17 protein-coding genes and 1 riboswitch are annotated in these 22,224 nt (G+C 35.5%); of the genes, 10 read left to right on the plus strand and 7 right to left on the minus strand.

Going from position 1 to position 22,224, the window contains the following annotated elements; translation table 11 throughout:
• The first annotated feature begins 6 nt into the window (after positions 1 to 6).
• The 5 genes from trpS (at position 7) to thiD (ending at position 4,921) form a co-directional block, all read left to right on the plus strand.
• Entirely contained in the window at positions 7 to 1,002 is a 996-nt protein-coding gene (trpS, locus tag GYW75_RS04740) for a tryptophan--tRNA ligase (protein WP_174798624.1), read from the plus strand.
• 108 nt (positions 1,003 to 1,110) lie between these two features.
• On the plus strand, positions 1,111 to 2,472 hold the full coding sequence (trkA, locus tag GYW75_RS04745) for a Trk system potassium transporter TrkA (RefSeq protein WP_065589479.1): 1,362 nt from the start codon (positions 1,111 to 1,113) through the stop codon (positions 2,470 to 2,472).
• 37 nt (positions 2,473 to 2,509) lie between these two features.
• Positions 2,510 to 2,611, plus strand: a riboswitch (TPP riboswitch).
• Positions 2,612 to 2,675: 64 nt separating this feature from the next.
• On the plus strand, positions 2,676 to 3,461 hold the full coding sequence (gene thiM / locus GYW75_RS04750) for a hydroxyethylthiazole kinase (RefSeq protein ID WP_174798625.1): 786 nt from the start codon (positions 2,676 to 2,678) through the stop codon (positions 3,459 to 3,461).
• Positions 3,462 to 3,473: 12 nt separating this feature from the next.
• Complete coding sequence (gene thiE / locus GYW75_RS04755; protein ID WP_174798626.1) at positions 3,474 to 4,115, plus strand: thiamine phosphate synthase; 642 nt, start codon at positions 3,474 to 3,476, stop codon at positions 4,113 to 4,115.
• Positions 4,116 to 4,126: 11 nt separating this feature from the next.
• Complete coding sequence (gene thiD, locus GYW75_RS04760; protein ID WP_174798627.1) at positions 4,127 to 4,921, plus strand: bifunctional hydroxymethylpyrimidine kinase/phosphomethylpyrimidine kinase; 795 nt, start codon at positions 4,127 to 4,129, stop codon at positions 4,919 to 4,921.
• 66 nt (positions 4,922 to 4,987) lie between these two features.
• On the opposite strand, the gene GYW75_RS04765 is transcribed toward thiD, so the two are convergent.
• Complete coding sequence (locus GYW75_RS04765) at positions 4,988 to 5,446, minus strand: STY0301 family protein (RefSeq protein ID WP_034912293.1); 459 nt, start codon at positions 5,444 to 5,446, stop codon at positions 4,988 to 4,990.
• 179 nt (positions 5,447 to 5,625) lie between these two features.
• A complete protein-coding gene (locus GYW75_RS04770; protein ID WP_034912296.1) occupies positions 5,626 to 5,826 on the minus strand; it encodes a heavy-metal-associated domain-containing protein in 201 nt (66 codons plus the stop codon).
• 122 nt (positions 5,827 to 5,948) lie between these two features.
• Between GYW75_RS04770 and GYW75_RS04775 the strand changes: the two genes are divergently transcribed.
• From GYW75_RS04775 to GYW75_RS04795, 5 genes are all read left to right on the plus strand, one after another.
• A complete protein-coding gene (locus GYW75_RS04775) occupies positions 5,949 to 6,884 on the plus strand; it encodes a hypothetical protein (RefSeq protein WP_174798628.1) in 936 nt (311 codons plus the stop codon).
• A 347-nt stretch (positions 6,885 to 7,231) separates the two neighbouring features.
• Entirely contained in the window at positions 7,232 to 8,170 is a 939-nt protein-coding gene (locus GYW75_RS04780) for a hypothetical protein (RefSeq protein ID WP_174798629.1), read from the plus strand.
• A 551-nt stretch (positions 8,171 to 8,721) separates the two neighbouring features.
• Entirely contained in the window at positions 8,722 to 9,810 is a 1,089-nt protein-coding gene (locus GYW75_RS04785; RefSeq protein ID WP_174798630.1) for an RNA ligase RtcB family protein, read from the plus strand.
• The gene (prfH, locus tag GYW75_RS04790) at positions 9,810 to 10,430 is read left to right on the plus strand and encodes a peptide chain release factor H (RefSeq protein ID WP_174798631.1); all 621 of its coding nucleotides are present in this window, start codon (positions 9,810 to 9,812) and stop codon (positions 10,428 to 10,430) included. Before GYW75_RS04785 ends, prfH begins: the two co-directional genes overlap by 1 nt.
• A gap of 260 nt (positions 10,431 to 10,690) precedes the next feature.
• Positions 10,691 to 11,722: an AI-2E family transporter gene (locus GYW75_RS04795; RefSeq protein WP_065589472.1), complete on the plus strand. Its 1,032-nt coding sequence runs from the start codon at positions 10,691 to 10,693 to the stop codon at positions 11,720 to 11,722.
• A gap of 326 nt (positions 11,723 to 12,048) precedes the next feature.
• Here GYW75_RS04795 and GYW75_RS04800 read toward each other — a convergent pair whose 3' ends face one another.
• From GYW75_RS04800 to GYW75_RS04820, 5 genes are all read right to left on the minus strand, one after another.
• Positions 12,049 to 13,044, minus strand: coding sequence for a hypothetical protein (locus tag GYW75_RS04800; RefSeq protein ID WP_174798632.1), 996 nt, complete (start codon positions 13,042 to 13,044; stop codon positions 12,049 to 12,051).
• 938 nt (positions 13,045 to 13,982) lie between these two features.
• Entirely contained in the window at positions 13,983 to 14,996 is a 1,014-nt protein-coding gene (locus GYW75_RS04805; protein WP_174798633.1) for a hypothetical protein, read from the minus strand.
• Positions 14,997 to 15,904: 908 nt separating this feature from the next.
• Complete coding sequence (locus GYW75_RS04810) at positions 15,905 to 17,224, minus strand: hypothetical protein (protein WP_174798634.1); 1,320 nt, start codon at positions 17,222 to 17,224, stop codon at positions 15,905 to 15,907.
• Positions 17,225 to 18,056: 832 nt separating this feature from the next.
• Positions 18,057 to 19,475: a hypothetical protein gene (locus GYW75_RS04815; RefSeq protein ID WP_174798635.1), complete on the minus strand. Its 1,419-nt coding sequence runs from the start codon at positions 19,473 to 19,475 to the stop codon at positions 18,057 to 18,059.
• 816 nt (positions 19,476 to 20,291) lie between these two features.
• On the minus strand, positions 20,292 to 21,869 hold the full coding sequence (locus GYW75_RS04820) for a hypothetical protein (RefSeq protein WP_174798636.1): 1,578 nt from the start codon (positions 21,867 to 21,869) through the stop codon (positions 20,292 to 20,294).
• Positions 21,870 to 22,224: the final 355 nt, after the last annotated feature.

Raw genomic sequence — 22,224 nt, forward strand, 5'->3', positions numbered from 1 at the left:
TAAATTATGAGCAAACCGATTGTATTTAGTGGCGCTCAGCCATCAGGAGAACTAACACTTGGCAACTACTTAGGTGCTTTAAAAAATTGGGTGGCTCTGCAAGGCGAATATGATTGCATTTATTGTATCGTCAATCAACATGCAATTACCGTACGCCAAGATCCGAACAAATTACGTAAAGCCACATTAGACACACTCGCTCTATATTTAGCTTGTGGTATTGATCCGCAAAAAAGTACCATTTTTGTACAATCACAAGTGCCTGCGCATGCAGAACTCGGCTGGGCATTAAACTGTTACACCTACTTTGGTGAACTTAGCCGTATGACTCAATTTAAAGATAAATCATCTCGTCATTCTGAAAACATCAATGCGGGATTGTTTGATTACCCAGTACTGATGGCTGCGGATATTTTGCTCTATCAAGCAAACTTAGTACCAGTAGGTGACGACCAAAAGCAACATCTTGAACTATCACGCGACATTGCTATGCGATTTAATGCGCTTTACGGTGACATATTTACTATTCCTGAGCCCTTTATTTCGAAAGTAGGTGCTCGCGTCATGTCACTACAAGAACCCACTAAAAAAATGTCTAAATCAGACGAAAATCGCAATAACGTAATTGGTTTACTCGAAAATCCAAAAGATATCGAGAAAAAAATAAAACGTGCAATGACCGATTCAGATGAGCCACCTGTGGTACGTTACGATCTAAAAAATAAAGCTGGTGTTTCAAACCTACTTGACATTTTAACTGGCGTGACAGGTAAGCCTATCAGCGAACTTGAAAAAGAGTTCGAAGGCAAAATGTATGGCCACCTAAAAACCGAAGTAGCAACACAAGTCATTGATATGCTAACTACACTTCAAGCGAAGTATCATCAGTATCGAGATGATGAAAGTTATCTAATTTCAATAATGCAGGAAGGGGCAGAAAAAGCACGCTCAAAAGCCGAACCAACTTTGAAAAAAGTTTATGATGCAATCGGTTTTGTATAATTGAAAAATTAATAACTGATTGTTACTAAAAATAAAACAGTATGCAATGGCTTTAATATACAAGGAAAATGGGTAACAATTAAAGCCATTTAAATATACAGGTTAGTTATGAAGATTATTATTCTTGGTGCAGGACAAACAGGTAGTGCGCTTGCTGAATATCTTGTTACTGAAAAACAAAATGATGTCACGGTGATTGATGAAAATTATGATAAATTACAATCACTACAAGAACGTTTTGATTTACAGGTGATTTGCGGAAAATCATCATACCCACAAGTTTTAGAAAGTGCTGGTGCTGAATCAGCTGATATGCTTGTTGCTGTAACTAACTCTGATGAAGTCAACATGATGGCCTGCCAAATTGGGCATGTCATGTTCAATATTCCACAAAAAGTTGCACGCATTAGATCACCTGAATACAATAACGAAAACTACCCTCTTTTCAATAAAGATTGTATTAATATCAATCATATCATTGCTCCAGAAAACCTTATCACCAACCATATTAGTCAATTAGTACAATATCCTGGTTCGTTACAATTTGCATCTTTTTACGACAATCGTGTCTGTTTGGTTGCCGTTACCGCTTATTATGGCGGTGCTTTAGTAGGTAGTGAATTATCAGAACTCAAAGAACATTTACCACATGTTGAAGCTCGAGTAGTAGCTATTTACCGCAAAAACCGTTTTATCCGACCGCTTGGTTCAACACTTATAGAAGCGGGCGATATGGTCTACTTTATAACTCCCCCCGTTAATATCAAAGCGGTGACCAGTGAGTTACAAAGGTTAGAAAAACCATATAAACGAATAATTATCAGTGGCGGTGGTGGTGTCGCTGTCGCTCTAGCAAAACGTTTAGAAAATAACTATCAAGTCAAATTAATTGAGCGAAATGCCGAACGAGCAGAATTAATTGCCGAGCAACTTGTTAATACAACAGTATTACATGGGGAATCATCGGATCAAGAATTGCTCTCACAAGAACAAGTTGAACTTACTGATCTATTTATCGCTGTTACCAGTGATGATGAATCCAACATCATGTCCTCCATGTTAGCCAAAAGAATGGGAGCGAAAAAAGTAATTGTATTAATTCAACGCCAAGCCTACCTTGAACTAATTAATGATAGTGTGATTGATATTGCGATTTCCCCACAACACGCCACAATATCTGAGCTATTAAGCCATGTTAGACAAACTGGGGTTGTTAAAGTTGTTTCATTAAGACAAGGAGAATCCGAAATTGTCGAAATTATTGCCAATGGTAATGGTGAAACATCAAGACTGGTTGGCAAAAATATTAATGGCCTAAAACTCCCATCGGGTGCAACCATTGGAGCTGTAGTGCGTGGAGAAGATGTTATTATCGTTAATACTGATTTAACCATAGAAGACAATGATCATCTAATCATCTTCTTACCAGATAGAAAAGCAATTACTGATATTGAAAGATTATTACAATAGCTTGTTAAAAACAGATAATCAGTTCATAATAAAAAATCAATTTGACTCGGGGTGTTTTTTGTCTAAACAAAAAACTGAGATTTCACCCGTTGAACCTGATCTGGATTATACCAGCGTAGGGAAGTCTAAGCCATAAAAGCCTTAAATTGGCAAATTCTTCCCGACATTTATAGAATTAATAAATCAGTAAGAAAGGAAGAAATATGTCAGTAGCCAAATCATTCCAAATTACCCAAACCGCTCCTTTTATCAATCATATAAAACAACACCGCCCACTAGTGCATTGCATTACTAATGATGTAGTCCAAAACTTTACCGCCAATGTACTACTTGCTATTGGTGCATCTCCAGCAATGGTGATTGCAGAACAAGAAGTTGCTGAATTTGTCAATATTGCCGATAGCTTACTGATTAATATTGGCACTATTCACAGCAACACAGCCCAAAGTATGCTATTAGCGGCCGCCAAGGCACAGCAAACACAAACCCCATGGGTACTCGATCCTGTTGCTGTAGGAGCAGCACTTAATTATCGAACTGAAATTGCACATCAATTATTATCATTTAATCCCGCAGTAATACGAGGTAATGCTTCAGAAATATTAGCACTAAATGGTCAAAAATCTTTCTCAAAAGGACCCGACGGTCAAGACACAACTCAATCAGCTTTAAACGCTGCCCAAGAGCTTGCGCAAAAATATCAAACTATTGTTGCAATGACGGGCGATGTTGACTACATAACTAACGGAAACAGCACATATAGTATAACTGGAGGTGATATTGCTTTAACAAAAGTAACAGGTACAGGATGTTCATTATCTGCAATGGTAGCGGCTTTCATAGCTAATTCGCCTGACCCATTATCAGCCACTGCCTGTGCATGTTTTATGATGAAAAAAGCTGGTGAGCTAGCTAATAAACAACAAGGATTAGGAACTTTCTCGATATCACTATTAGATCAACTATCAACATTTAACCCATCGCTTTAATAAGGAAATCAGATGAAAAAACAACTGGATTTAACCCTCTATTTAGTCCTTGATCCATTATTATGCGGTGGCATTAATGGCATGATAAACACCACAAAAATTGCTGTTTCAAATGGTGTGACTGCAATACAGTTAAGATCTGAACATGAATTTAGCGGTAAAGATTGGTACTACGCTGCCTTAACATTGAAAGAAGCATTAAGCGACACCTCTGTTCCACTATTTATAAATGATCATGTAGATATTGCTTTAGCGATTGATGCCGATGGTGTCCATATTGGACAAAGTGATTTGCCTGTTGATGTAGCTCGACAACTTATCGGCAAAGATAAATGGTTAGGTCTTTCGGTAACTAACCAACAACAACTTAAAGCAGTTCCTTGGCAGCAGGTTAATTATATTGGCATAGGGCCTATCTTCCCAACCATAACCAAAAAAAATGCAACGGTAGCAATAGGAACAGAACAATTAACTGAATTAGTCAAACTAAAACAGTGCCCAGCTGTTGCCATTGGTGGTATTGATGAAAACAATATAACTAATATTATTCAAACGGGCATTGACGGCGTTGCTGTAGTTTCGGCTATTTGTGGCAAAAAAGATATTCAACAAGCAACATTATCGCTTATCAACAAAATCAAACAAGTTAAATAGGAAATACTATCATGACAACAATTGCATTAACCATTGCAGGATCTGATCCTAGCGGTGGTGCAGGTATTCAAGCCGATCTAAAAACTTTTTCTGCACTTGGTGCATATGGTATGTCAGTTATCACTGCCCTAACGGCACAAAGCACGCAAGGGGTTGATGCAGTATTAGCTATATCGCCCGAATTTATTGAAGCCCAATTTAATACACTTTATCAAGATATTCAAATTGATAGCGTAAAAATGGGTATGCTAATGAATAAAGAAATAGTTGCAACCGTTCACCACCTTCTTAAAACAAACCCTATTCCTACTATCGTGTTAGATACTGTAATGGTTGCTAAAGGTGGACATCCCCTTTTAAAGTCTGATGCCGTAACAGCTATTCGTGAGCTTTTATTACCCTTAGCCACAATTATTACTCCCAATCTACCAGAAGCAGCAGCGCTACTCGATTGTGATGAAGCTAAAACCGAAGATGAAATGCAAAAGCAAGGGCGTGAATTACTCAAGTTAGGCTGTAAAGCGGTATTAATGAAAGGAGGACATTTGCCTAGCAATGAAAGCCCTGATTATTTGATCACACACAATAATATAATAAGAATGACCTTTCCACGCATCCAAACTAAAAATACTCACGGAACGGGGTGCACATTATCAGCAGCTATTGCAGCATTATTACCTAAAAATAATTTAGAAGAAGCAGTCGCCCAAGCAAAAAATTATCTACAAAACGCAATTAGCCATGCCGATGATTTAAATATAGGGAAAGGAATTGGACCAACGCATCATTTTTACCGCTGGTGGTAATTGTTCAAAATATTAATGGGATTTACGTTACTAACTATTGCATATAACAACAAATCCCATACGCAACTAATGCAGATCTTTTGCTTCACTCGTACTACAACTGAGCGTTCCTCGCTTTCCTTGCTCGTCTTCAAAATAATCAGCCCAACAACTTTTCATTGATAAATCAATTTGTTTTATCAACTCAACTCTAGTTCCATTATAAGAACAACTAACATAATAAGGTTCAACATCTGTCTTATAATTAACTTCCCATATTAACTCATGTTTCTTACCATCAACCGTTCCTTTTGCTGGTTTTAAAGCCGCCATTCTAGAAGGCTTATCGTAATAAACAATCATACTAAAAAAGGATGCCTCCTTACTATTTATATCATTAGAAACTTCCCACCCATCAGGCATATTTACAACTTCTTCTTTAATATTAAATTTTTGTGGACAATCAATCTGATAAGCATTAACAAAAAAAACTGCACCACACCAAGCCATAATAGCCACAGTAACACTCAATATTTTACCTTTCATAATATATCCTTATAACAATAGCCTATTAATAAACAGATAAAAGCATTCTAGCATTCCCCAAAATATGCCAATACCTTAAAAAAAGTTTTATTAGTTCTGTTTTAATTTGAAATTTCAACAAATTAAAATAGAAAAGATGCTTCAAAATAGCCTAGTGCCGTCAAATATAGATGTAGTTATTACACAATCCTAACAAACTCATAACCAGCCTCATTAACAGCAGTAATCGCAGCTTCTTGCGAAATAGAACTATTTTCGATATCAACCTCGTGTTTGGTTAAATCAACGGTCACTTTTGCATTTGGATCAATATCATTAATTGCTTTTGTTATTGCTTTAACACAGTGTTGACAACTCATATTATCGACGATTAATTTCATACATCCTCACTATTTACGGGTTAATAGTAAAAAAAATTCATATAAAAGCCTAAAATTACCACAAATTTACCTACAATATGATAGCATCATATTCCTTTTTAATATTTATAATAAATTTTATAGTGAAGAAAATAAAATACAGTTTACTACTAGCCTGTAGCCTAACACTTGTTGGTTGTTTTGAGCCTAGCTCTATTGAGCGTTGGATTGACAACCCTACCAATAACGAAATCAAAGTCACTATTGATGGAAATGAGCTAACCATTCCAGCAAAATCAGGTATTAATTATACCTTTAAATATGGCAAACATACCTTATCGTATAACAATGAAGACTTCAATTTTGTTGCAAAACCAGCTCAATATTTTTCAGAATCAGGCTTTATTAACCCAACACAAAGCAACTATTTTATACACACTCTCATTTATTCAGAATCTGATTTGGGTGAAGGAGAATATGAAAAAATTCTAAAAAAAGACAAAGAGTTCAATAATATTGAAGTCATTATTGACGGTGATGAAATGGAAGTTGAGCTTCCCCTAAAATTAATCAACGATGTATTTATCGAAAAAATTGATAATTATTGGAATTATTCTTATGATGAGCCATTTCCTGAAAAAGTCACCCAAAAATCAGATAAAAGCCAACCACATTACGAACGACTTAGAAAAATATATCGTGAAAGTGATTTTATTGATTTTTTAAAAGAAAATATTAATTGGAAAGAAGTTAGTTTCCATTATCGTCCTAAAAAATTCAGCGAAATAGAACAATATGTTATTCCTGATATTGATTTAAATAGCATAAAGTGTAAAGAAGGTCGCCAATATCTAGAAGGTCTTTTAAATGATTGGAATCATCTTCTTACCTTAAAAGGTAGTGATTTCACAAAACCATACAATGAGTTAGTATCAGAAGATGCAATAGATAAAGACTACGAAACAGAAAGCCTGTGTACAAAAGAAAACGATCCAGAGCAAACTTATAGCAAAGCATTAAGACAATTTACTGATGCTATCCAAAATACTCGCAATGCAAACTTTTATGTAATTAAATAGTATTGAGTGTTACTTTGACAAATAGAGACTACTTAGTAGCCTTTTTTGTTTTTAATTAAAAAGCCTATAAATAAAAACCACAAAAAAATCAACAACTTTAATAACAAATTTTTTACTAGTAATAGCGTGGATTTTATGCGGTGGCTTCGGGCGTTTGGGCTTTTAGTGATCAAAATAGCTACAATCACCACATCAAATTTAGGGAATTAAAGCAAATTTCCTGACAACCTACACTTAGCCAGCTTGGTTAATAGTAAAAAAAATTCATATAAAAACTTAAAACCACTACAAATTTATTCATAATATGATAGCATCATAGTCTTTTCTTAATATTTATAATAAATTTTATGATGAAGAAAATAAAATACAGTTTACTACTAGCTTTTGGCCTAACACTTGTTGGCTGTTCTGAACCTAGCTCTATCGACCGTTGGATTGACAATCCTACTGCTAACGAAATAAAAGTCACTATCGATGGTAAAGAACTAACTATCCCTGCCAAATCAGGTGTTAATTATACATTTGAATACGGCAAACATACCTTATCGTACAATAATGACGACTTCAATTTTGTCGTAAAACCGGCTCAATTTGGAGAATTAGGTCTTATTAACCCAACACAAAGTAACTATTACTTACACACAGTCATTTATTCAACGTCTGAGTTGAATGATGAACAATACGAAAAGATCTTAAGAGAAAACAGAGAAATAAATAACATCCCAGCCATTATTGATGGTAAAGAGCAAGAAATAGAAATGCCAGCAAAATTAATCAATGATGTATTTATTGAACACAGCCAATATCGTTGGGATTATTCTTATGATCAACCTTTCCCAGAAGAAATAACTCAAGACCTAAGATTAAAGAAAAACCAATCTTATCAACAACGTTTTAGAAAATTATATCGTGAAAGCGACTTTATTGAATTCTTAAAAGAAGATGAACAAGAAGACATTAGCTTCCCTTACAACCCTAAAAAGTTCAGCGAGATAAGCCAATATGTTATTCCTAAGATTGACTTAAATAACATAAAATGCGAAGCCGGTCGCCAATATATGGAAGGCCTGTTAAATGATTGGAATCACCTTTTGACATTAAAAGGTAGTGATTTTACAAAACCATACAATAATTTAGCCTCAAATGATGCAATGGCGAAAAGCTATGGTGCAGAAGACAAATGTACAGAAGAAAACGATCCTGAGAAAACTTATAGAAAAGAATTGAGGCAATTCGTTGATGCTCTCAGAAATACTCGCGATGTTAACTTTTATGTAATTAAATAGCATTGCCTTAGTCATTTCCAAAAATAAAAAAGAGGTTGTTAAACAGCCTCTTTTAACAGGAAAAGATAATTTCAAATGGATTTTATGCACCAACAAACGAACAAGCTGTTTTCCCATTTTTATTTCAAGAAAAGTACTAAAATTTTTATTCTACTATTTACATCTTGCAAAAAGATAATTATGATACGCGCCATTATTAACCGCAAAGGAGAATTGATTGTGATTTATTTAACTAACCTTTGCAGGCTTATCGCAAAATAATTAAGTAATTACCTATCCAACCTTTTACTTCAATTCATTCTGCTAATTTTAGCCTGCCGATATAACTTATACCCAATGATTAAAGACAACTTTATATTAATAAAATAATGTTTGAAAAGAATAAATTTATTGTGATCTAATCACTATTAAAGAGTTAGGTGTTAAGTAAAATTTTAAGTAAGCTTTCACCTTCAACATATCTTTCTTGCATATGATTTTTTCAAAACAATAGTCTTTATACATCCTCAGGGTAAACCAAAAACAATAATACTTATTAAATGGATTGATATATGGACAATTCTATACAGATGCTATCTGACAAAGTGTCATATATAGCATCAAAAAATACATGGATCGAAGGTTTAGCTATTGAGCAATTACTAACAACTGCAAATTTACCAAATATGGTTAAAGTAGTTGGTATGCCAGATCTTCATCCAGGAAAAGACTATCCTATTGGGGCGGCCTATTTAAGTCGTGAAATCATTTACCCTGCTTTAATTGGCAGTGATATTGGTTGTGGTATGGGATTTTGGCAAACAGAAATTAATATTGCCAAACTAAGCGTAGATAAACTAGAACGGCAAATCGGCAATATTGATCAACCAGATATACGGCACAAATATAATCTTGGCACAATTGGCGGTGGTAACCATTTTGCTGAATTACAAAAGGTTAGTAAGATTTTTGATGAACAGTTATTTAATCATTATCAACTTAATGCTAAAAAATTATTTTTATTAGTACATAGTGGTTCAAGAGGATTAGGACATCAAATTTTACAAAATCAAATATCATGCTTTGGTTATCAAGGTCTGCCTGAAAATAGTTCAGAAGCATTAAACTATCTAACTAAACATGACAACGCCGTGGCGTTTGCAACATTAAATCGCCAAACTGTTGCTGAAAGATTAATGAAAAATCTGAATACTCAAGGGACAGAAGTGTTAAATGTGTGCCATAACTTTCTGGAAAAAGTAACGTTTTCGAAACAAAACTATTGGTTACATCGTAAAGGAGCCTCTTCAGCTACGGATGAACTAGTGATTGTGCCAGGATCGCGAGGGGATTATAGCTATTTAGTCGAACCAATAAAGAGTGAAAACCTACTTATGTCATTAGCTCATGGCGCAGGGCGTAAATGGCGACGAACCGATTGTAAAGGTAAGTTAGATAATCGTTATTCAATGCAAGAGTTAAAAAGAACTAAATTAGGTACTCGCATAATTTGTGAAGATAGTCGCTTAATTTATGAAGAAGCCCCACAAGCATATAAATCAATCGATAGTGTGATTGAGTCTATGCAACAAGTCAATATTGTTAAAGTCATTGCACAGCTTACGCCAATATTGAACTATAAAACACAAGGAGGTCATTAATGGCATTACTCTTTTTTTCATCTGCCAGAGGACCTGCCGAGTGCACTTTAGCTGTTTCCAAAGCAGTAACAAAATTCTTAGATGAGGCAAGACAATTATCGGTAACAACCGAAATTGTCGAAAACGTATTGGGTGATAACCCCAATACTTTTCGATCAGTCCTTATTTCGGTTGAAGGTTTACAAAGTGAACAATTAATTCAACGTTGGCTTGGAACCATACAATGGATTTGTCAAAGTCCGTATCGACCGACGCATAAACGTAAGAATTGGTTTATCGGTATTACTTGCCTAAAAAATCCCTCACAAATAATAGATAGTAGCATTGAATTTACGACTATGAAGTCATCAGGTACAGGTGGCCAGCATGTCAATAAAACCGAATCAGCAGTAAGAGCAACACATCTTGCGACGGGGATTAGTGTTAAAGTACAAACAGAACGAAGTCAACATGCCAATAAACGGTTAGCTAAATTATTACTAGCCCATAAACTTGCCGAATACGAAGCAAATACACATCAACAACATAAAACCACGCGCCAACAATTTCATTACTCGGTGCCAAGAGGTAATAGTAGTTTAGTATTTTACGGTGAAAAATTTAGCGAAAAAAGACACTAACCATGTTACTAATATAATAGTTTTATTATTTATATGAATAATAAAACTTTATTTACCAGCACTATAAATAAAAAGCATTTAAAACATTAATATATACTTCATGTTACATAGTAATAAATAATTAAACATAATTTATATGGAATATTGATACTTTATAAATCCCAAATGTATCAATATCCTACTTTTATCATTATAATTATCTTTCAGCCTATATGCTCACTTAATATATCGCATTAATTATTAAAGGAAATAAATCAATAATGTTACTTAATAACAATCAAAAATTAGGGCTGTTTTGCCTTGTGCTATTTTCGGTTAGTTTCATTATCTTAATGCAAGTGCATTTAATGCCTGCAGTAATTGCAGGCTTATTAACCTATACGTTAACACAAAAATTAGATGATTTTTTATCACAAAAAATGCTACGTTTTAGCCATAGGTCAAAATTAATTTCGGTATTGGTACTTACCACTTTAATTATTGGCATTTTTATTGGTGGCTTTTGGTATTTATTTGCTTGGTTTGTTGATATGGCCAAGCATCCAACCGAAACATTAACAAATTTGAAATTACTGGTCAACAATGTAATCAGCAGTCTACCAACAAGTATTACCCATTATTTACCTGATGATCTAGATGAAGTTAAATCAACTATAATGATTTACCTTAAAGATCATGTGTTTTATCTACAATCTATTATTAAAAAAGTGTTTCATGATTTAATTATATTAATTGTAGGAATGATCATTGGATTAATTCTGGGTTATAAAGAAAATCAACGCAACGCTGATCATAATCAAATTACACAAAGGCCATTGACTAAAGCCTTGAAAACCAGCCTAAACCGATTAGTAGTGGTTTTCCAATATGTAGCTATCTCTCAAGTTGTGATTGCATTATTTAATACCGTAATGACGGCTATTTTACTATTTATTATTCTGCCCGTGTTTGGTATTCATTTGCCATTTAGTAAAAGTTTAGTGCTAGCAACATTTATTTTTGGTCTAATTCCAATTATTGGAAACCTGATTGTCAATACAATAATCTTTTTTGTCGCATTTACCGTATCATTTTCTGTTTCAATAATAATTATTGTTTATTTAATTTTAATCCATAAAATGGAATATGTACTTAATGCTAAAATTGTCGGCACAAAAATCCATGCTGGTATCTGTGAATTACTAATTGCGATGCTATTTTTAGAAACTCTTTTTGGTGTCATTGGTTTAATTTTTGCGCCTATTTTTTATGCGTTTATAAAATTATCACTAAAAGAATTACGAATTATTTAAATCTATTCAAATTAAGATTTGTATAAATTGATAGTTATCTGATTGTTATAAAATAGATTTTCATAGTAAAAAATAAGTTAATTTATTACCACATAGTCAAAACTTTAAAATCACCAAAATTGTTCAGATAAACCATTAATTTTATTGAAGCTTATGTTTAATGTTTTTAAATAAATCAAACATTTATAGACTGACTATTTTTTATTACACCGATTTTGGATTAAAAAAAGCGCTTTTGTTATTTAATAACCGCTGCTTAATAACAAAAGCGCACATACGTTGTCTGCTTCAGCCCCTCTGCAACTCAAAAATGGAGAGATAAACAGCTAAGGTGTACTGCAAATAACATGATCACGCAAGGTTGCCACGTCGTCATCCTTGCCACACATACCTAGGCCCCCCCCCCCCATGTGTACTGCTAAGAAGCCATTTTTTTCCTCCGAACAAGGGATACTGGTCAAATAAGCAGAACCTACAAAACCCGCATCGGGGATAAAGAATGTGTCTATCATTCCCCACTCTGTGAAAAATCCTGCTCCTATTCGTCGTTGATAAAACCGATTACCTGACGACAGCTTAGCATCAATAGTTACTGCATTTTTGCACTTAGAATAGGAAGGATCAGAAGAATAAGGATTATGATCCACACAGACAGCGTTAGTCAAATCTTTTATTTGTGGCATACGATAACCCAAACTGCTACACCATGTAGTTTGGTTAGAAGCGGTATCTCTTCTATCTCCTCGATTGACGAACCACTGCCTCAACTCAAACCCATATCTTACTACCTCATTACCATCACTATCTTTACCCACTAACTCAAACTTCTGCGGTAACTTTGGTACAGTAATTCGGCTAGGATTCGGATTATCCCATTGATTTCCTGCCACTGGACCTGTTAGCTTAACACGGGGAAAAACTTTTCCCTTGTCTTCATCAGGAATCCACCTATCATTAGCTACAACATTTGTCACTGTTGCAGTAATTCCCTCATGTGTGACAGGTAACCATGTCAATTCATTTACATCTATTCCTGTTATGAGTAAATCAAAATATAAATTATGTGCACCTGTGGTCGGGAAATTTAGATTGTATGATTCAGGATCAATTGATTGAACTAAAAAGCCCTTATGAGGATTCCATATATCAACTGGGCTTGCAGGTAACTGGCTGTCAGCTTTCATTAGATTCGGTCTTACATAGTCAATAAGCACCGTCGAAGATAAAATTATTGCATCACTACGATGATTATTTACACGACCACTTTTACTAGTTAATGCCTGTAAATTCCATGAAGATGACAATAATAACAGCCCCAGCACCAATGAGCTTTTTTGGAACAATTTCGATAATATGTTGAGAGATAATTTGGAAGATACAAATAAGTTTCGTGCAAGAACGCATTGAATAGGATTATTTGATAAATTCAAGACATAGGTTTGCCAGTGCTGGTGTCTGGTGTCTGGTGTCTAAAATGATAATGCATTATGGTTCACCTGTCAAGTAATATTTTGTTTTATTTAGATTTTTATAATTATTCGCTTATTTAATAAGCTTATTTTCCTATAGCGATAAAAGTATAACCATTTAAAAAATGGTTGGCTAGTTTTTTGGCGGACTTTTTTTATAAAGAAATGTAAAAATAAAAACGGTTCAGTTTTATTGATAGTTAAATTTTTAATTAAAATATGGTGTTATGTTTCTAAATATCCTTCGACAATAAGTCGTGAGATAAAAAGAAATTCAAACGTAAACAAGCCTATCAAGCGCATGAGGCGGTGACACTTGCTCGGAAAAGGCGAAAAAACAGCGGTAATGATAGGCCCATAGAGGCTCGGTATGACATCAAATTGAAAAATACCTAATACATTATTACAGCCAGAGCAGATTGCCGCATGTTTAAAAAAACGTCAGCGACTATTTCATTCGTTGACGACGAACAGATAAAGAAAATACAATATTTATTGAACTCGCGCCCAAGAAAACGGCCTTAGAATAAAAGCCCTGCCTCCTTTTATTCTAAGGAGCTAAGACGAGTTGCACTTCATGATGTAATCTAGTTTTTTGTAAAATGATAAAATTACTGCGTTTTTTGTTATTTTATTATTTCACTGAAAGCGCTTTTACTTGCTGTGTAAAAGCGCTTAACGCTTGCTTCATAGCTTAGATTCACTTAAGCTGAGCGTTATTCTTTAACTGCTTTACTTTTGATTAATTCCAAGCTTAATATCTCTTTTATATAAAAAATAAGAAATTAGTATTAAGGATAAACGCAAATACCACCATTAGAGCTAGAAACCCAATTTGAGTTTAGGTTATTAACCTGGCCACTGCCCGATTCTACGAAGAAATCGCTATCGCTAGTCCAATAGTTACCACGCCTGGTAAAGCCTGCACTATTGTACATAGTCAAGGTTCCCCATTCCGTTACGAATCCTGCTCCTATACTGCGTAGTACATCATTACGGCGTGACTGTGGTGAAGCGCCGTCTATTCCATTTCTACAAGGAAAATTGTCGTATCGGGAGTCACCTACACCGCACTTCGCATTGGTCAGATCTTTTACTCTTGGCATACGATAACCTATCGCATTACACCATGCGGTTTGCTCAGATTGGTTACCCATTTTATCACCACGATGGACAAACCACTGCTTCAATATAAAACTATACTTTAATACCTCACCAGATCTATTTCTACCCACTAATTCAAATGTTTGCGGCAAATGTGGCTTACGAACTGGACTTGGATTATTGGAGTTTCTTTGAGCATGATTTGCTGATGGACCTGTTAAAATAACGCGTATAAATGTACTTTTTTTAAAAATAGTTTTTGTACTACAGGAAGGCATAAAACTTTCCAGAGTACTGCAAGCCTCATAAAACCAAGACTCATTCCTTGGTATACTTGTCACTGTGGCAGTAATTCCTTCATGTGTATCAGAATCCCATATTAAATCATTTACATTTCCCTCTAAAACTAAATCAAAAAATAACCCATCAGCACCTGTGGTAGGAAAATTAAAAGCATATAAAGGATGTAGTTGAGCAAAAAATCCTTTATTGTAAACAAATTCAGGTGTCGTGGGTTCAGGTTGAATATCGTTAATACCTTCATTATAAAGATAGTAAGGGGAAAGGGTAGGGGTCGCAAATAAGATAACTGGATCAGCAGGTAGTACTATTGCATCACTACGATGATTATTTGCACGACCACTTTTACTAGTTAATGCCTGTAAACTCCATGAAGATAACAATAATAACAGCCCCAACACCAATAAGCTTTTTTGGAACAATTTCGATAATACGTTGAGAGATAATTTGGAAGATACAAATAAGTTTCGTGCAAGAACGCGTCGAATAGGATTATTTGATAAATTTAAGACATAGGTTTGCCAGTGCTTGTGCCTTGTGCCTAAAATGATAATGCATTACATTCCTCGCGTCAAGTAATATTTTGTTTTATTTGAATTTTTATAATTATTCGCTTATTTAATAAGCTTGTTTTCCTACAGCGATAAAAGTATAACCATTTATAAAATAGTTGGCTAGTTTTTTGGCGGACTTTTTTGTAAAGAAATGTAAAGATGAAAACGATTCGGTTTTATAGATAGGTGAATTTTATAATTAAAATAGGGTATTAGCTTTAGGACATATTGGCTTTTGCGGAATGATTAATATTGCTAATAACATCTAAAACACAAACACACCCAACAGCCAAGTTTGGCGTGCTAGCTTTACTTGGTTATCGGTATATTTTGGCGCTCTGATAAGGCAAGCATATTAGCATTGTGGTGCTATAAGTGTGTTTTGCTCTAAAATCGTTCAGGTAGACTATTGATTTTATTGAAGTTTTTATTTGTATTTTTAAATAAAATCAAACACTTATAGGCTAGTTTTTTATTACATTGAATTTGGCTTTTTAATAAAAGCGCTTTTGTTATTTGATAATAGCTATTAATAACAGCTTGTTAATAACAGTCAGTTAATAGCAAAAGCGCAAGCTTGAAAATTGTATCGGTCGAAGCATTGTTTTGACTTTCAGTCATTAAGGCGCAAGGCTCACGGACTTTGCCTGCTCAGCGCCCCAACTTACGCGGGGGCTTGATTCTTTGTTATATTATCCTCTCAAGCACCGTAACCCCCTTCCGCGCCCTAAGGATTAAGAACTAAACGCTAAAAACTAAGGTGCGGTGCAAACAGCGTAACCGCTGACGCTAGGGCTGGGGCTGATGACGTTGCCGTATTGCGAGCTGACATCGAACCGGTTGCTACCGCTCGCCCAGTAGTAGCCGTCGACGAAGCCCGCATCAGTGTAGTTGTACATGCGGCCCCACTCCGTGAAAAAGCCAGCGCCTATGTGACGCATGTAAGAATTACCTGATGAACTAGGTGTTGCACCTAAATTATTATAGTTTGAATTGGTTAAATCTCTTACCCGTGGCATTCGATAACCCAAACTATTACACCATGTGGTTTGATTAAGAGCGCTATCATGTTTATATTCCCGATGGACGAACCACTGCCTTAACACAAATCCATAACGAACCTCATTACCACTACTATCCCTACCCACCAACTCGAAGGTCTGTGGCAAAACTGGACGTGCTAATGAACCTGGACTACTTGAACTTATCTGACTACTATCAGCCCTAGGACCACTCAATGTTACCCGCGTGTTTGAGTAAACCCAATTCACCGTTGCTGTTATATCACCACTACCACCATATGTGGTAACAGACCAACTCAACTGACTTGCATCTACCCCAGCAATAAGCAAATCAAAATACAATCCATCTGCTCCTGTAGTAGGAAAGTTTCTGTCGTAAGATGATGGGTTTGTTGACTGAACTAAAAAGCCCTTGTCAGGATTCCATATACTAGCTAACCCTGCATGCTGACCTATGCCTCTGTCTAGATTTGGCCTGACTGCACAAATAACGGGCTGTGATGGCGTGATATAATACTCCGCTGTTCCTCGACTAAAAGTACTACTATCTGGCAAACCATATTGTGTAGTTAAACTACCTCCTGTACTACTTAAGGTTACCTTATAAGGCGCTTTACATATATCTAATGCATCACTACGATTAATGGTATTGCCATCTTTATCCTTTATTGCTAATGATATACTTCCTGATGCAGTAATTTCACCTGCTCCCTGTCCATCCCCATCATCATCGCCCCATTTACCTTGTGCCACTAAGTCATTTATATTTATTGAGTTGCTTGATGACGGGACTATCATTTCAATATCAGCAAAAGTATCCTCTACATTCGGTAACTTGATTGGCGCTGTCGGTGATGAAGAATTATTTTGCAATGTAAATGTTCGACCATCCGATAACTTAATACTTAATAAGTCATCTGTAGTAGTCAATTTGGTAGTACCGCCATCAATAGTTAAATAAGGCGCAGTACCGTGAATGCGCTCAGAAGTCGTGGCTGATAATGCCTGCGATTCTAAAGAGTACGGCAATAACAACAAAGGCGCTAATGCCAATGGGATTTTTGAAAATAGTTTTGTGGATAATTTCGATAATAATTCGAGAGATAATCTCGACGATATAAATAAATTTCGAGTAAAAACTTGTCGAATAGGATTATTTGATAAATTTAAGACATAGGTTTGCCAGTGCTTGTGCCTTGTGCCTTGTGCCTAAAAGGGTACTGCATTTTGTTCCACCTGTCAAGTAATATTTTGTTTTATTTCAATTTTTTATAATTATTCACTTATTTTTCTAAAGCTGTGAAAGTATAGCCGTAAAAAAAATAGTTGGCTAGTTTTTTGGCGGACTTTTTTGTAAAGAAATGTAAATAAATTTAAAGAAACATAAAGATAGAAATGATTCAGTTATAAAAATAGGTGAATTTTTTAACTAAATTATGATGTCAGATTTCAAACATTTTGACCTTTGGTTGAATAATTAATATTGCTAATAACACCTAAAACACAAACACACCCAACAGCCCAGTTTGGCGTACTAACTTTACTTCGTTATCGGCATATTTTGATGCTGTGATAAGGCAGGCATATTAGCATTGTGGTGCTATAAGTGTGTTTTGCTCTAAAAAAGTTCAGGTAGACTATTGATTTTATTGAAGTTTTTATTTGCATTTTTAAATAAAATCAACCGTTTATAGGATAGTTTTTTATTACATTGAATTTGGCTTTTTAATAAAAGCGCTTTTGTTATTTAATAACAGTGGTTTAATAACCGTGTTTAATAATAAAAGCTCTAGGCTAAAAGTCATTGCTTGTTCAGCGTCCCAACTAACTCACAGGCTGCATGCTTGGTTATATTACCTCTATTTACACCATAAACGCCCATACCCTATTCATAAGGTGTGGCGCAAATAACAGGAAATTGGAACATATCCTGACCATCAGCAATAAGACCAGCAATAAAATCTTTACCCATACCCATAAAATCCATAACCATGCCTTCAGCCGTAACCGCATAGAAGTCACTCGTCCATAAATATTGCAAGGTGGAGGGGGTTTCGCCATAATCACCCACAACACCCCATTCAGTAAAAAATCCAGCACCAATTCGTCGTTGATAAAAATTACCTGCTGAAGAAGGTTTAGCACCATCTGCATCGCATGGAAACGGCATCATCGGCCACGAAATACCGCATTTCGCATTGGTTAAATCGCTTATCCGTGACATTTTATAACCCAAACTATCACACCATGTTGATTGTTTTACAAAACCAAACATATGATAATAGTCCAAACCACGACTAACGAACCACTGCTTTAACACAAATCCATACTTCACCTCATTACCAAGGCTATCTGTTCCCACCAACTCAAATGTCTGTGGTAAAGATGGAACTTTCAGTCGGCTAGGAGAATCTGAATCTAGCTGACTAGGACTTGCACTAGGACCATTTAATGTTACCCGCGTAACATAATAATCTTCCTGATATCTCTCAGGAATCCAAATATCACTATCACTTAATTGGATTGGTCTCCTCCAACTTACCGTTGCTTTTATATCCCCTTTCGTCTCAACATGCCAAGTCAACTGACTTGCATCTCCACCTTCAATACCTAAATCAAAATATAAACCATCTAAGCCCGTAGTTGGAAAATTAAGTCCATAATCGGATGAATTAGTTGCCTGAACAAGAAAACCTTCTTTAGAATCCCATATGTTAGGTGGACCTGCGAAGTCCATCCCCCAACCATCAGTAATACTACCATATCTTAGATTTGGTCTTACGTATCGCACAAAGTAACAACTGCCAGATGAATTCGGTTTGATGTAATATAGCACTGTACTATCATCAAAAGCACTTCTATTTGGCACTCCATACTGAGTTGTTAAACTACCTTCTGTGCTACTTAATATTATTTTATAAGGCGCTTTACAAATATCTAGTGTATCGCTACGATTAACAGCATTACCATCTTTGTCAGCAAAATAAACCGACAAACTTCCCGTTGCCGTAACTTTGTCATCACCATCGCCATCATCATCTCCCCAATTACCTCGAGTAATTAAATCATTTAAACTAATTGAATTTGTCCCCTGTGGCACCGCCATGTGTATATCATTAAAAGCACTTCCATTAATTAAGGTTATCGGATTTGTCGGACTCGATAAATTAGTTGATGGTCTGATGGTACTACCATCAGGCAACTCAATAGCTAATAACGTGTCAGTCGTTGTTGCTTTTATTCGTCCTCCTTCAAACGTAAAGTACGGCGCACTACCATGAATGACCTTAGATGTACTTACCATTAATGCCTGTAAGCTAAATGAATATGGTAATAGCGACATCAATAGCAAAGACAACGGAATTGGAAATTTGAGGATAAATTTTAATCGTGAAACAAATACAAATGAATCGACAGATTTATTTGATAAAATAAAAAATTTTAAGAATTTTTTAAGATTTAAATGGTTAAAAAGATTTAAGACATAGGCCTTCCAGTGCTGAAGTCTAAAATAATACTGCATTACGATCCATCCATTAAATAATTCTTTATATTTATACTTATTTATTCATTAAATAAGCTTATCTTCCATAATAAATAGAATTATAGCTATTAAAAAAAAACTAGCTAGTTTTTTAGCAATTTTTTTGTAAAGAAATGTAAAGATGAGCAGAATGATTAATATTGCTGATAACATCTAAAACACAAACACGCCCAACAGCCCAGTTTGGCGTGCTAGCTTTATTTCGTTATCGGTATATTTTGATGCTGTGATAAGGCAAGCATATTAGCATTGTGGAGCTATAAGTGTGTTTTTTGCTCTAAAATTACTTAGGTAGGTCATTGATTTTATTAGATTTTTTATTTTTAAATGAAATCAAACAATTATAGGCTAGCTATTTTTTTATTACATTGAATTTGGCTTTTTAAGAAAGGCACTTTTGTTATTTGATAATAGCTATTAATAACAACTTTTTAATAACAGCCAGTTAATAATAAAAGCACAAGCTTTTAATTCGTATCGAACGGGAGCTGTTTTGGCTTTCAGTCATTAAAGCGCAAGGCTCACTGGCCTTGCCTGCTCAGCGCCCTCCTACGTCTACAAATTAAAAAATAAACACTAAGGTGTGGTACAAATACCATACCTGTTGAGAGAGTCCTTATTGCTGTCCACATAGCCATCGTTTGAGTTAACGGCGAAGTGTTTATCGCCTCCTATAGCGTCACTCGTCCAATGATCGAAATAGAGAAAACCTGCATCGGCATAATTATTCATGTAACCCCACTCTGTGAACAAAGCTGCACCAATTTGACGCTGGTAATGATTACCAGATGACGGCGGCGTAGCGCCAACAGCTCCAGTACAAGGGTAAGCAGGATTAACCCCCACTCCAGAACAAACTGCGTTAGTTACCTCATTGACCCGTGAAAGATGGTATCCCAAACTACGGCACCAAGCGGCCTGCTCAGAGACAGAAAACCTTTTATCTGCTCGATGAACAAACCACTGTCTCAACTCAAATCCATACCTCACCTCATTACCACTACTATCCCTTCCCACCAACTCAAACCTCTGTGGCAAAGATGGCACGGTAATTTGACCAGGATTACTTGAACTTAGCTGACTACTACTTGCCCTTGGACCATTTAACGTTACCCGTGTTACATATTTTGATTTATCCGTAATCCATCTATCTTCGTTTGTACCTTGGTTTGGCAACCTCCAAGCCACCGTTGCATTTAGACTACCACTTGTATTAACTGTCCAACGCAACTGACTTGCGTCAATACCCCCTATGTCCAAATCAAAATACAATCTATCTGCTCCTGTAGTAGGAAAGTTTTGGTCGTAAGATGATGGGTTTGTTGACTGAACTAAAAAACCCTTAGCTGGATTCCAAATGTTAGCTGGGCCTGCAAAATCCCATCCATTAGAATTTTTACCAAAATTCAAATTCGGCCTGACCGCACAAATAACGGGCGGTGAAGGTGGTGTGATATAATACTCCGCTGTTCCTCCACTAAAAGTACTACTTCTTGGCTCACCATACTGCGTAGCTAAAGCTCCCTCCGAAATATCTAAGGTTACCTTATAAGGTGCTTTACATATATCTAATGCATCACCACGACTAACGGCACTACCATCTTTATCCGTAAATGATACCGATATACTTCCCGATGCTACAACACCGTTTACACCCTGTCCATCACCATCATCATCTCCCCATTTACCTTGGGTCACTAAATCATTTATATTTATTGAGTCGCTTGATGGCGGGACTATCATTTCAATATCAGCCAAAGTATCCCCTATATTCGGTAACTTGATTGGCGCTGTCGGTGATGAAGAATTATTTTGCGATGTAAATGTTCGACCATCTGATAACTTAATACCTAATAAGTCCTCTGTTTTAGTCACTTTAGTAACACCACCATCAAAGGTTAAATAAGGCGCAGTACCGTGAATGCGCTCAGAAGTCGTGGCCGATAATGCCTGCGATTCTAAAGAGTACGGCAATAACAACAACGGCACTAATGCCAATGGGATTTTTAAAGATAGTTTTGTGGATAATTTCGATGATATAAATAAGTTTCGGGTAAAAACTCGTCGAATAGGATTATTTGATAAATTTAAGACATAGGTTTGCCAGTGCTTGTGCCTTGTGCCTTGTGCCTTGTGCCTAAAATGGTACTGCATTTTGTTCCACCTGTCAAGTAATATTTTGTTTTATTTAGATTTTTTATAATTATTCGCTTATTTAATAAGCTTACCTTTCTAAAGCGATGAAAGTATAACCATTTATAAAATAGTTGGCTAGTTTTTTGGCGGACTTTTTTGTAAAGAAATGTAAAGATGAAAACGATTGGCTTTAGAGATAGGTTAATTTTATAATTAAAATAGGGTGTTAGCTTTAGGACTTTTTGATTTTTACGGAATGATTAATATTGCTGATAACATCTAAAACACAAACACACCAAACAGCTCAGTTTAGCGTGCTGAACTTACTTCGTTATCAGCACATTTTGATGCTGTGATAAGGCAAGCATATTAG

The organism is Gilliamella sp. ESL0232 (assembly GCF_013346885.1).
Taxonomy (GTDB): Bacteria; Pseudomonadota; Gammaproteobacteria; order Enterobacterales; family Orbaceae; genus Gilliamella; species Gilliamella bombi.